The 12,434-nt window shown below is 68.9% G+C and carries 13 protein-coding genes; 12 read left to right on the plus strand and 1 reads right to left on the minus strand.

Annotated elements, in window-relative coordinates:
- Window positions 1–55: 55 nt before the first annotated feature.
- On the minus strand, window positions 56–280 hold the full coding sequence (locus HEQ16_10275) for a hypothetical protein (protein ID MCO4054415.1): 225 nt from the start codon (window positions 278–280) through the stop codon (window positions 56–58).
- A gap of 63 nt (window positions 281–343) precedes the next feature.
- Between HEQ16_10275 and HEQ16_10280 the strand changes: the two genes are divergently transcribed.
- From HEQ16_10280 to HEQ16_10335, 12 genes are all read left to right on the plus strand, one after another.
- On the plus strand, window positions 344–1,813 hold the full coding sequence (locus tag HEQ16_10280; GenBank protein MCO4054416.1) for an SPOR domain-containing protein: 1,470 nt from the start codon (window positions 344–346) through the stop codon (window positions 1,811–1,813).
- A gap of 120 nt (window positions 1,814–1,933) precedes the next feature.
- Window positions 1,934–2,944, plus strand: a complete 1,011-nt coding sequence (gene nagZ, locus HEQ16_10285; GenBank protein MCO4054417.1) for a beta-N-acetylhexosaminidase — start codon at window positions 1,934–1,936, stop codon at window positions 2,942–2,944.
- A 46-nt stretch (window positions 2,945–2,990) separates the two neighbouring features.
- Window positions 2,991–3,776, plus strand: coding sequence for a segregation/condensation protein A (locus tag HEQ16_10290; GenBank protein ID MCO4054418.1), 786 nt, complete (start codon window positions 2,991–2,993; stop codon window positions 3,774–3,776).
- On the plus strand, window positions 3,773–4,504 hold the full coding sequence (gene scpB / locus HEQ16_10295) for an SMC-Scp complex subunit ScpB (protein MCO4054419.1): 732 nt from the start codon (window positions 3,773–3,775) through the stop codon (window positions 4,502–4,504). The genes HEQ16_10290 and scpB overlap by 4 nt, the downstream gene beginning before the upstream one ends.
- A 92-nt stretch (window positions 4,505–4,596) precedes the next feature.
- The gene (locus HEQ16_10300; protein ID MCO4054420.1) at window positions 4,597–5,721 is read left to right on the plus strand and encodes an ABC transporter ATP-binding protein; all 1,125 of its coding nucleotides are present in this window, start codon (window positions 4,597–4,599) and stop codon (window positions 5,719–5,721) included.
- A 63-nt stretch (window positions 5,722–5,784) separates the two neighbouring features.
- On the plus strand, window positions 5,785–6,033 hold the full coding sequence (locus tag HEQ16_10305) for a twin-arginine translocase TatA/TatE family subunit (GenBank protein MCO4054421.1): 249 nt from the start codon (window positions 5,785–5,787) through the stop codon (window positions 6,031–6,033).
- A 53-nt stretch (window positions 6,034–6,086) separates the two neighbouring features.
- Entirely contained in the window at window positions 6,087–6,575 is a 489-nt protein-coding gene (gene tatB / locus HEQ16_10310; GenBank protein ID MCO4054422.1) for a twin-arginine translocase subunit TatB, read from the plus strand.
- An 8-nt stretch (window positions 6,576–6,583) separates the two neighbouring features.
- On the plus strand, window positions 6,584–7,405 hold the full coding sequence (tatC, locus tag HEQ16_10315) for a twin-arginine translocase subunit TatC (GenBank protein ID MCO4054423.1): 822 nt from the start codon (window positions 6,584–6,586) through the stop codon (window positions 7,403–7,405).
- A 96-nt stretch (window positions 7,406–7,501) separates the two neighbouring features.
- Window positions 7,502–8,803, plus strand: coding sequence for a serine--tRNA ligase (serS, locus tag HEQ16_10320; GenBank protein MCO4054424.1), 1,302 nt, complete (start codon window positions 7,502–7,504; stop codon window positions 8,801–8,803).
- A gap of 174 nt (window positions 8,804–8,977) precedes the next feature.
- A complete protein-coding gene (gene surE / locus HEQ16_10325; GenBank protein MCO4054425.1) occupies window positions 8,978–9,739 on the plus strand; it encodes a 5'/3'-nucleotidase SurE in 762 nt (253 codons plus the stop codon).
- The gene (locus tag HEQ16_10330; protein ID MCO4054426.1) at window positions 9,736–10,422 is read left to right on the plus strand and encodes a protein-L-isoaspartate O-methyltransferase; all 687 of its coding nucleotides are present in this window, start codon (window positions 9,736–9,738) and stop codon (window positions 10,420–10,422) included. The genes surE and HEQ16_10330 overlap by 4 nt, the downstream gene beginning before the upstream one ends.
- A gap of 154 nt (window positions 10,423–10,576) precedes the next feature.
- Entirely contained in the window at window positions 10,577–12,337 is a 1,761-nt protein-coding gene (locus tag HEQ16_10335) for a peptidoglycan DD-metalloendopeptidase family protein (protein MCO4054427.1), read from the plus strand.
- Window positions 12,338–12,434 lie beyond the last annotated feature (97 nt).

Consider the following 12,434-nt stretch of genomic DNA (forward strand, 5'->3'; position numbering starts at 1 on the left):
AAGCCGTGTGATCGGGCTCCTTGCCCTGCAAGCGCGGTTGTGGAGGGTCGCGATGTCAGACCAGAAGTCCCGTTTCGCCGTCGATCTCGACGAGCTTGAGCGCCAGCTTCGGCAAACCGCTGACATCCAGCCTGCGGCCTCTGCCGGCGATCCATTGGCCGATCTCGCCCGCATTGTCGGGCAGGATGACCCCTTCAGAGCCATGTTCAGCCAGGGGCGCTCGCGACCGGATGCGCAGGAAGAGGGTGCGGGCGCCGACATGCAGCACGCGCTTGCTCAACAGCCCGGCCTGGTTCCCGAGCCTGAGCCCTATGGAGGGGGTTCGGCTCTTCCCGATCAGCGCATGAACATCTCGCTGGAGGCCCTTCTGCGCGAGTTCGAGGAGGCGCCGAAGCCCGCGCGCGCCGATGCGCAGCAGTCTGTGTCTGTTCCGCAGGCCGCCGCTGCGACGCCTGCGCCGTCATCCCAGCCCGGTCTGGCTCCGCAGGACATGCTCGACGAGTTCGATCGCCTGTTGCAGGGCGAATTGCGCGGCGCCGTCCAGCCCGGGGCGCGTCCGGATTTCGAAGGTCCGCTGCAGGCGCGCCCGCGCTTTGATGATTCCTCCGGGGACGACATGACGTCCCGTCGCGAAGCGGCCGCCTTTTCGCCGGCGCGGCCCGCCATGGCTGCGCCGCCGCGCCCTGTCGACGAGGATTTCGCCGATGAGGTGCGTGCCAAACACCAGGTGCGCCGGGCGGCTGCGCTGCCCGAACCCCATGAGCCGGCGTATTCAGCGGATGATGCGCGCAGCAGCGAGCCGCAGCAGCCGCGCAAGGGCCTCATCATAGCCGGCGTGCTGCTTGGCGTGGCCGCTATCGGAATCGGCGCCGTCATCGGCATTCGCGGCCTTTCGGGGCCCGTGCGCGGAACGGGCGAGCCGCCGCTGATCAAGGCGGAAGCCGGCCCCTCCAAGGTTCAGCCGCAGAACCCCGGCGGCGTCGAGATCCCGAACCAGAACAAGCAGATCTATGAGCGCACGCCCGAGCCCAAGCCCGGCGAGACCCGCGTCGTGACGCGCGAGGAGCAACCCATGGACGTGCAGGCCAGCGCCCGCGCTGCCTCGCGGGTGATCCTGCCCGGCCCAGCCGCGCCGGCTGACGCTGCCCAGGCGGCCGCCCCTGCGGCGCCGCAACCCGCAGCGCCGACTGCTGTTGCGCTGGCTCCTTCTGCGGTTCCGCCGCAGGCCGCCGCTGCCGGCTCCGCCGCGCCTGCTCTGGGCGAGCCCCGCCGCGTCCGCACCATCGCGGTCCGCCCCGATGGAACCAGCGTGCCGTCGCCGGTGCAGCCTGCCGCTGCCCCTGTCGCCGAAGCGTCGTCCGCCCGTGCCGAAAGCTCCCCAGCCGCCGCTGCGCCTGCGACCTCGACCTCCACGCGCTCGGCCGCTGCGGCGCGTCCCGCCGTGACCCCGCCGCCCCGGCCTCCGGCTGCCCGGCCCGTCATGGAGGCTGCTGCGCCGCCAGCCGCTCCAGCCGCAGCCGTAGCAGCAGCGCCTGCCGCAGCCGCTCCAGCGGCAGGCGGTGGTGCGGGTGACTTCATGATCCAGCTCGGCGCGCCTGGCAGCGAGGCGGAAGCTCGTTCCCTGTTCTCGAGCCTGCAGAGGCGTTATGGCGCGCAGTTGGGCGGCGAAAGCCCGGTCGTACGCCGTGCCGAAGTTGGCAACGGCCGCACTGTCTATCGCCTTCGCATCGGCCCCTTCAGCCGCGAGGCCGCCGTCCAGCGCTGCGAGGCGCTGAAGTCCGCCGGAGGCCAGTGCTTCGTCGCAGGCAGCTGACGGAGACCCCCAATCTGATGGGCGGCGTCCCCGGAAGGCCGCGCTGCTGCGCCATCGGTCCCCAGCAATCGCGGTCCTGCGTCTTGACCCGGGCGGCCGAATGGGTTCCCGCTCGGCTGCATGTCGATCCGAGCCTTCATTGCCGGTTGCGCCGGGCTTGAGCTGAGCGATGCCGAGCGGGCGCTGTTCGCCAGGATGCAGCCCTGGGGCTTCATCCTGTTTCGCCGCAACATCGCCGACCGCGCGCAACTCCGCGCGCTCACGGCCGCGCTGCGTGCGTCGGTCGGCCGTCACGCTCCCATCCTCATCGACCAGGAGGGCGGCCGCGTGCAGCGCATGCGCCCGCCCGAATGGCCGGCCTATCCGTCCGGGCGCTGGTTCGGACAGCTCAATGATCCGTTGCAGCGCACGGCCCTGGCGCGGCTGTCGGCCCGGCTGATGGCCCATGATCTGCGCGAGGTCGGCGTCGATGTCGATTGCCTCCCCGTTCTTGACGTGCCCGTGGCAGGCGCGCATGACGTGATCGGGGATCGCGCCTATGCGCAGGACCCGGACGAGGTGGCGCGGATCGGCCGCGCCGCCGCCGAGGGCCTGCTTGCCGGGGGCGTTCTGCCGGTCATCAAGCACATGCCCGGCCATGGCCGGGCGCAGGCCGACAGCCACCATCATCTGCCGCGCGTCGATGCCTCGCTGGACACGCTGCGCGCCCATGATTTCCGCCCTTTCCGTCATCTCGCCGACATGCCGATGGCGATGACGGCGCATGTCGTGTTCGAAGCCCTGGACGCCACGGCGCCTGCCACCACCTCGCGAAAGATCATCAGCCGCATCATCCGCAAGGAAATGAACTATCAGGGGCTCGTCATGACGGATGATCTCTCCATGAAGGCGCTGTCCGGCAGCTTCACCGAGCGCGCCGGGGCCGCCTATGCCGCCGGCTGCGACATGCTGCTGCACTGCAACGGCGAGATGGACGAGTTGGCGGAGGTCGCGCAGGCGGCCCGTCCGCTTGGCGGCGCCGCCCGTCGCCGGGCTCGGCAGGCGCTGGCACGCATCGCGCACATGCCAGAGCCGCTGGACCGCGCGCTTCTCTCCGAGGGGATTGACCGCATCCTTGCGGCTGCCCGATGACGGCCTCAGAGTTGCGGGCGGGGAGGGCGAATCGGTGAAGAGCGAGCTGCCTTTCGAGGACGAGCAGAGCGGTCGCGCCGAGGGCGAAGAGGCCTTCGTCATCGATGTCGACGGCTATGAAGGTCCGCTCGATCTGCTGCTCGAATTGGCGCGGCGGCAAAAGGTCGATCTTTCGCGCATCTCCATCCTCGCTTTGGCCGATCAGTATCTGGCCTTTGTCGAGAGCGCGCGCCGCTTCAGGCTCGAACTGGCCGCCGATTATCTCGTGATGGCGGCATGGCTGGCCTATCTCAAGTCGCGCCTGCTCCTTCCCGAGCCGCCGCAGCAGGACGAACCCAGCGCCGCCGATCTCGCCACCCAACTCGCCCTGCGCCTGCGCCGGCTGGAGGCGATCCGGGAAGCGGCGCGCCAGCTCGCCTCCCGCGCCCGGCTTGGCCGCGACGTCTTCGCCCGCGGCCAGCGCGCCGAAGCTCCGCAGGGCCCTGATGGTGCCTGGAACGCATCACTCTACGACCTGCTGGCCGCCTATGCGCGCCAGAGGCAGCGCCGCATCGAAGCCCGCGTGACGCTGCACAAGCGCTTCGTCTGGTCGCTGGTGGAGGCGCGCGAGGCGCTGCGCAAGCTTGTTGGAACGGCAGCCGACTGGACGACGCTCGATGCGTATCTGCTCGAATACGCCGTCGATCCCTCGATGCGGGCCACGCTCCGCGCCTCCGCGCTTTCGGCCATGCTGGAGATGGTGCGAGAGGGAGTCATGGACATTCGACAGGATCGCCCCTTCGCGCCGCTCTACCTGCGCCGCCGCGCCGCGCCGCGCATGGCGGCGGAATGAGGAAGACGGCCATGCCCTCGCCTGATCCGGAGGACGCGGCCGGGGATCACGCCGACAGCGGGCGCGCCGCCGGGGATGCGGCGGCCATGATGGCGGAGGCCCTGCGCATCGCCGAGGCGCTTCTGTTCGCCTCGGCCGAGCCGGTTTCCGAAGACGAAATCGCCGGCTATCTGCCAGGCGGGTTGGAGCCAGCCTCTGTGCTGGCAAGGCTGGAAGCGGCCTATGCGGGCCGCGGGGTCAATCTCGTGCGCGTGGCCGGCAAATGGGCGTTCCGGACGGCCGAGGATCTGGGCCATCTTCTGGTCCGCCGCGTCGAGGAGCCTCGACGGCTGACGCGCGCCGCGATCGAGACGCTGGCCATCATCGCCTATCATCAGCCCGTTACGCGGGCCGAGATCGAGGAGATCCGCGGCGTCGCCACATCGAAGGGCACGCTGGACACGCTGCTGGAGTCAGGCTGGATCCGGATGCGGGGTCGCAGGCGCACGCCGGGCCGCCCGCTCACCTATGGCACGACGTCCGCTTTCCTCGAGCAGTTCGGGCTCGACCGGGTGGATGACCTGCCTGGCCTCGACGAACTCAAGGGCGCCGGCTTCCTGGAAGGGCGCATTCCAAAAGGCCTCGACGTGCCAATCCCGAGCGACGACAGCACGCTCCGGGACGACGAGGATCCGCTCGACGATCTGTTCTCGCCCATCGACGGCGGCCCGACCGGCGCGCCTGACTAGACAGCTGCCCGAGGCCCGACCACCTTGCATCGCGCCATGCACACGGGCACAAGCAGACCGTTGCCCTTCGAGCCCCATTCCCTTGCGTGCACATGACAGCGATGGCCTCTGACAATGCGATCGATCGCGGCTGGCGCGGCTGGGGCCGTCGCGGAACCGCGGGCGCCTCGATTCCCGTATCGCTGGCCTTCGAGGGGCTTCGCCAGTCCTATGGCGATGTCACGGCGCTGGCGGGCATCACACTCGAGATCGCGGCCGGTGAAGTGGTGTGCCTGCTTGGCCAGTCCGGCTGCGGCAAATCCACCCTGCTGCGCATCGCCGCCGGGGTCGAGAAGCCCAGCGCCGGCCGCGTGCTGCTCGACGGCATTGAGGTTGCCGGCCCCAGCCGCTTCGTCGAGCCCGAGCGGCGCGGCGTGGGCCTCATGTTTCAGGATTATGCGCTTTTCCCGCATCTGAGCGTGCTGGGCAATGTCAGCTATGGCGTGCGCGGCCTGTCTCCGGCCGACACGCGCGCCAGCGCCTTGCGGGCGCTCGACCGCGTCGGGCTGTCGCACATGGCGGAGTCCTATCCCCACATGCTTTCGGGCGGAGAGCAGCAGCGCGTGGCGCTTGCGCGCGCTGTTGCCCCACGCCCGGGCGTGCTTCTCATGGACGAGCCCTTCTCGAACCTTGATCGCCGACTCAAGGACGCGGTGCGCGAGGAGACAGTGGCGGTGATCCGTGAGACAGGCGCCACCTCCGTCATGGTGACGCACGACCCCGAGGACGCGATGCGGATCGCGGACAGGATCGTGCTGATGCGCAAGGGCGAGATTGTACAGGCCGGGCCGGGGGAGGCGCTCTATCGCAGCCCGAACAGCCTGTTCGTGGCGCGTTTCTTCAGTGATTTCAACGAGATAAATGCAGTGGTGCGGGCAGGTTCGGTCGAAACGCCGTTCGGGCGCGTTCCGGCGCCGGGCCTGATCGAGGGCGAGCAGGCCGTTGTCTGCGTTCGCCCGCAGGGCATCATGCTGCGCGCGCCGGGGTTTTGCCTGCCGGGGCGGGTGCTCTCGCGGCGTTTTCTTGGCGAGGTCGACGTGCTGCAGGTCGCGGTGCAGGGCTTTGATCGGCCCTTGACGATCCGCGCGCCGGAGCACAAGCCTTTCAACGAGGGTGCCGATGTCGGCGTCGACATCAAACGCGAGGAAGTCCTTGTGTTCTCCGAGCGTGAACCCTAGTTACGCCACAGGCGAGGTGGGCCCTCGGCCTTCATCGCAGCGATTGACGACAGGGAGTTCGCCATGGGTGGCGTCAGCATCTGGCACTGGATCGTGGTCGGCATCGTGGTGATGCTGCTCTTCGGTCGTGGCAAGGTCTCCGAATTGATGGGCGACGTGGCCAAGGGCATCAAGTCCTTCAAGAAGGGCATGGCGGACGAGGAGAATCCTCCCGCGCCGACGCAGCCCGCCACCGTGGTGACCGAAGCCCCGCGCACTATCGACCAGACCGCGCAGGCCGCGCAGAAGGTCGATGCAGACCGGAAGGTCTGATCGGCGGGCTCAACCGGGGAGCGCGGGGTGCGAGCCCGGCGCGTGTGGCGTGAATGTTTGACATCGCCTGGAGCGAAATGCTGGTCATTGGTGCCGTCGCGCTCGTCGTGATCGGCCCCAAGGATTTGCCCAAGGCGCTGCGTTCGGTGGGCGAGGCCGTCGGCAAGATCAAGCGCATGGCCGCCGAGTTTCAGGGACAGTTCAACGACGCCATGCGCGAGGCCGAGCTTCACGACCTGAAAAAGCAGGTGGAGGATGTCGGCGGCTCCGTGCAGGCCGCCACCAAGGTGGATTTCAACCCCATCCAGACCATCCGCGACGAGTTGAAGGCAGCGCAGCCTGCGGCCGATCCATCGACGCCTGTCGCAGACTTTAAGCCTCAGCCGATCGAGCCGGCGATCCCGCTGCCTGAGATCCCGCCGCCCTTCGATCCGAGCGAGCTTGCCCCGCCGGTGGTTGAGGCGCCGGTCGCCGCGCCTGCCGAGCCGGCGCCGCAGCCGGCGCGCAAGAAATCCGCCGCAACCGAGGGAGACGCGGCGTGACCGACTTGATCGCCGATCCATCAGCCAAGCGTTCAGGCGAGGACGAGATCGAGGCGTCGCGCGCGCCGCTCATCGAGCATCTCATCGAGCTGCGCTCGCGGCTGATCAAGTCGCTCGTTGCCTTCATCGTGCTGTTCTTCATCTGCTTCGCCGGCGCGCAGCACATCTACAACGTTCTGGTCATGCCCTATGTCTGGGCGGCCGGCGGCGCGGCCAACGCCAAGCTGATCTACACGGCGCCGCTCGAATATCTCTTCACGCAGATCAAGATCGCGGCCTTCGGCGCGGGCTTCTTCGCGTTCCCCGTCATCGCCACGCAGATCTACAAGTTCGTGGCGCCCGGCCTTTACCGGAACGAGCGCGACGCGTTCCGGCCCTATCTGTTCGCCACGCCGATCTTCTTCGTGCTGGGCGCGGCCATGGTGTTCTTCTTCGCCATGCCGGTGCTGATGCAGTTCTCGATCGGGATGCAGCAGTCCGCTTCGGCCGAGCGGGCCGGAATCGAGCTGCTGCCCAAGGTCAGCGAATATCTCGCACTCATCATGACGCTGGTCTTCGCCTTCGGGATCAGCTTCCAGCTCCCCGTGGTGCTGACGCTGCTCGGGCAGGCGGGCATCATCGATAGCCGGTTCCTCAAGGAAAAGCGGCGCTATGCCATCGTCTTCGTCTTCGTGGTGGCTGCGGTGCTCACCCCGCCCGATGTCATCAGCCAGCTCATGCTCGCCGTCCCGATGATCGTCCTTTACGAGGCCTCCGTCCTCTCTGTCGGCTATCTTGAGAAGAAGCGCGCCGCGAAGAAGGCGGCGGAGGATGCCGCAGCGGGCGTCTGACGCCGCCGTCTGCGCTGGCAGGCCCGGTTCCCTCTCTGACAACTGGCGCTCGGCGCTCCGCGCTGCTATAGGGGCGGCCTGTTTCGGAGCACGGCCATGCATGACATCAGATGGATTCGCGAGAACGCAGCCGCGTTCGATCAGGCGCTGCTGAACCGGGGCGCCGAAGCGGTCTCCGGCGCCCTGTTCGCGCTTGATGACGCGCGCCGCAAGGCCATCGCCGACAACCAGACCGCGCAGGAGCGGCGCAATGCGCTGTCCAGGGAGATCGGCCAGGCCATGGGCCGCAAGGACCTCGCCGCCGCCGAGGCCCTGAAGGCCGAGGTCGCCCGGCTCAAGGAAACCGGCCCGGCGCTGGAAGCCGCCGAGCGCGAGGCCGCGCAGGCCCTGCATGACGCGCTGGCGGCCATTCCCAACATCCCGCAGGCGGACGTGCCCCTGGGCAAGGATGAGCATGGCAATGTGGTGCGCCATGTCCACGGCGAGAAGCCGGCGCTCTGGGGCGCGGAGTCGAACCAGCCCGCCAGGGAGCATTGGGAGCTGGGCGAGGCGCTCGGGCTCATGGACTTCGAGGCGGCTGCGCGCATGTCCGGCTCGCGCTTCGTGGTGCTGAAATCGGGCCTTGCCCGGCTGGAGCGCGCCATCGGCCAGTTCTTCCTCGACACGCACACCACCGGGCATGGCTACACCGAGGTCAACCCGCCGCTGCTGGTGCGGGATGAGGCCATGTTCGGCACGGCGCAACTGCCGAAGTTCCGTGAGGATCAGTTTCGGGCTGGCGACGAACACTGGCTCGTGCCCACTGCCGAGGTCCCGCTCACCAATCTCGTGCGGGAATCCATCCTCTCCGAGGCTGAGCTTCCCCTTCGCCTCACCGCGCTCACGCCCTGTTTCCGCGCGGAAGCGGGGTCTGCCGGGCGCGACACCAAGGGCATGCTGCGCCAGCACCAGTTCAATAAGGTCGAGCTGGTGTCGATCACCACGCCGGAGCGCTCGAACGACGAGCATGAGCGGATGCTCGCCTGCGCCGAGACGGTGCTGAAGAAGCTCGGCCTGCACTTCCGCACCATGGTGCTGTGCACCGGCGACATGGGCTTCGCCTCGACCAAGACCTACGACATAGAGGTCTGGCTGCCGGGCCAGAAGGCCTATCGCGAGATCTCGTCGTGCTCGAATTGCGGGGATTTCCAGGCCCGCCGCATGCGCGCGCAATATCGCCCCACTGAAGCAGGCAAGGGGGGCTTGCCCCATGTCCACACGCTTAACGGCTCGGGCGTCGCTGTGGGGCGCGCGCTGATCGCGGTGATGGAGAACTACCAGAACCCTGACGGCTCGATCACCGTGCCGGATGTGCTGCTGCCCTACATGGGCGGCGTCACGCGCATCGCCCGCAGCTGAGCGCTCCCGAGGCCGCCACGCTGCGCTTGCGATGACGGGGGAGCGGGGGCGCCGCTGCCTCGCTATGACGTGGCTGCGCACGGGCTCACCATGATCGCGCAGCATTCCCGCTTGAGGCGTCGCCCGTCATGGCGTAGCAGGACCGCATAGCACCGTAGCTCCTTGCAGGTTCCCATGCGCATCCTGGTCACCAATGATGACGGCATCCACGCGCCCGGCCTGGCCGTGCTGGAGCGGGTGGCGCGCGCGCTAACCGACGATGTCTGGGTCATCGCGCCGGAGACGGATCAGTCCGGCGTGTCGCACTCGCTCTCGCTCAACGATCCGCTGCGGCTGCGCCAGATATCGCCGCGCCATTTCGCGGTGAAGGGCACGCCCACCGATTGCGTCATCATGGGCGTGCGGCAGGTCATGGCGGACCACCGCCCCGATCTGGTGCTCTCGGGCGTCAACCATGGCCAGAACGTGGCCGAGGACGTGACCTATTCGGGCACGATCGCCGCCGCCATGGAAGGCACGATCCTTGGCGTGCGCTCGATCGCGCTGAGCCAGGCCTACGGCGCCAAGGGCCGGGACGTGATCAACTGGAGTTGCGCCGAGACGCACGCGCCGGGCATCATCAAGCGGCTGCTGGCCGAGGGCATCCCGGACGACATCCTGCTCAACTTGAATTTCCCCGACTGCCTGCCCGAGGAGGTCGCCGGCGTGTCGGTCACCGTGCAGGGGCGGCGCAACCAGAACCTCCTGCGCATCGATCCGCGCGAGGATGGCCGCGGCAAGCCCTATTACTGGATCGCCTTCCAGCGTGGGCGCAGCGAGCCCGCCAACGGCACCGACCTTCGCGCCATGCAGGAGCGCCGCATCTCGATCACGCCGCTCGAGCTCGACCTCACCCACGAGCCCACGCTCACCCGCCTTGCCATCGCCTTTGCCTGATGAGTGATCTCGCGGTCGACGATCCTGATCAGGACGAGCCGCTGGCGGACGGCGCCAGGACGCTGCAGTTCCTGCTGGCGCTGCGCGCCCAGGGCGTGAGCGATCTGCAAGTGCTGCGCGCCATGGAGCGCGTCTCGCGGGTCATCTTCGCGCCCACGCGCTATGCCGACCTGTCGCGCACCGATGTCTCGATTCCGCTCGCCTGCGGCCAGACCATGACCCCGCCCTCCATTGTGGCGTCATTCCTCGTGTCGCTCGGCATCGAGCCTGGCCAGCGCGTGCTCGAAGTCGGCACCGGCTCGGGCTATGTCACCGCGCTGATGACGGCGATGGGCGTGCATGTCGTCTCGCTTGAGCGCTTCCACTCGCTGGCGCTGGCGGCCTATGAGCGGCTCAACAGGCTCGGCATGCGGGCGGTCGAACTCCAGCATGGCGATGGCCTGCAGGCCGCACGCCTGCTCGGCCGCTTCGATCGCGTCATCCTCAATGGCGTGGTCGACACCATCCCGGAGAACCTGCTCCAGCGCCTCGTTCCCGGCGGGCGTCTGGTCGGCGCGCTCAGGGTGGAGGGCGTTCCGCGCAAGGTCGTGGTCAACCGCGTCGGTGACAATGCGGTCGATCACCAGCTTGGCCCGGCAATCCGCCTGACGCCGCTGACGCCGGGTGTTGCGACGACCCTTTGAGGAGCGGGGAGGCCATCCGGCTCAGGCCTGGCCGACACTCCCCCGGAAACCTCAAGTTTCCTGTCGATTCATTCACCTCGGAAAGGGTTTCGTAACCTAAATCCGCTTTTAATGATGGCAGTAGTTTCTGTTGCGTAATCTGCGGTGCGTGCTGATGCGTCTGACGTCAAAAGTTCTTCGTTTTTCGGCTTTGAGCCGCGTTGCAGCGGCTGCCTTGATGGCCGGGGCGCTGGGTGCATGCAGCTCCGATGTGGCCCGTTTTTCCGATAATCCTTTCGGCAATCCGTTCAGGGCGAGCGGCTCCGGCGTGGACCGCACGGCGACAGGGAGCGTCGTGCGCCCGGTCCAGCGCGGCGACTCGCAGCCCGAGACGAATGTCGCCCTTGGGGCCCGTTCCGTGGGTCGCGTCACGGCTCGGCCGCTTGCGGCCCCCATGGTCACCGGCTCGGTGCCTTCGGCGTCCCGTGCGTCCCGCGCGCCCAGCGCTGTCGATCTGGCCTCCACGGCCTCCACAGTTTCCACGACGCGCGCTCCGGCCGGCTGGTCCGCTGAAGGCGGCACTCAGGTCGTCGTCGCCGAGGGCGAGACCGCTCAAACCCTTTCCTCGCGCTATGGTGTCCCGGCCTCGGCGATCCTGGCGGCGAACGGTCTTGGCGGCGGCGCGCGCCTCGCTCCGGGCTCGCGCATCACAATCCCGGTTTACAATGCCGCTGGCGCGCCGGCTGCCGCCGCAGCCCAGCCCGCAGCCCAGCCCGTCGCGGCGGTGCCTGCCATCCCGTCCGCTGCGGCTCCGATGATGCAGCGCCCGGCACCTGTCCGCGCTCCGACGCCGCCTGCTGCTGCTGCTGCTGCGACTGCCCGCCCGGCAGCCCCGCCGCCGCGCGTGGCCGCCGCCGCGCCGCCGCGCCAGGCTCCGGTGACACGCGCCGAGCCGCGCGTGGCCGCCTCTGCGCCGCCGCGCCAGGCTCCGGTGATACGCGCCGAGCCGCGCGTGGCCGCCGCTGCGCCGCCGCGCCAGGCTCCGGTGACACGCGCCGAGCCGCGCGTGGCCGCCGCTGCGCCGCCGCGCGAGGCTCCGGTGACACGCATCGTGCCGCCTGCGCCCGTCGCCGCGCCCAAGCCCGTCGCCTCCGCATCGGCCGACGCGGCCCGTGAGCGGGCCCGTGCCCAGGCTGAGGCGTCCCGCGCCCGCGCCGAGGTCGTGCGCCAGCAGGACGCAGTCAGCGCGCGCGCCGACGCCGAAGCCGCCACACGTCGCGCCGCAGAGGCCAAGGCAAGCGCGGACGCCGAGAAGGCCCGTCTGGCCGAAATCCGCGCTCGCACCGATGCAGAGCGCGTCAAGGCGGCCGAGGCTCGCAAGACTGCCGAAAGCGAACGCGTGAAGGCCGCGGAAGCCAAGGCCAAGGCCGAAACCGAACGCCGCATGCAGGCGGACGCCAAGCTGAAGGCCGAGCGCACGGCCCGCCAGCAAGCCGCAGTCCCCCGCGCCGCAGCTGATCCCGCACCCACGGCGAGCATTGCCAAGGACGAGCCAAAGGCGGCGCCGACCGCCGATTTCCGCTGGCCCGCGCGCGGCCGCGTCATCACCGGCTTCACCGGCAAGGGCGCCAATGAAGGCATCAACATCGCGGTGCCGGAAGGCACGCCGGTCAAGGCGGCCGGAGATGGTGTGGTGGCCTATTCAGGCAACGAGCTGAAGGGCTATGGCAACCTCGTGCTGATCCGCCACGACAATGGCTATGTCTCCGCCTACGCTCACAATGGCGACCTGAACGTGAAGCGGGGCGAAAAGGTGAACCGCGGCCAGGTGATCGCCCGCTCCGGCCAGACCGGCAACGTGTCCACGCCCCAACTTCATTTCGAGATCCGCAAGGGCTCCAACCCTGTCGATCCCATGCCCTACCTCAACAACTGAGGGCAGTGCCAGAGTTCGGCCGGCGCTCGCGAGACCCTTGTGCCGGTCGTGAACGAGAGACGGGACGGTCCCAGGAAAGGCCGTTCCCGTCTCTGAT

It is taken from the genome of Bosea sp. (in: a-proteobacteria), assembly GCA_023910605.1.
Classification (GTDB): Bacteria; Pseudomonadota; Alphaproteobacteria; order Rhizobiales; family Beijerinckiaceae; genus Allobosea.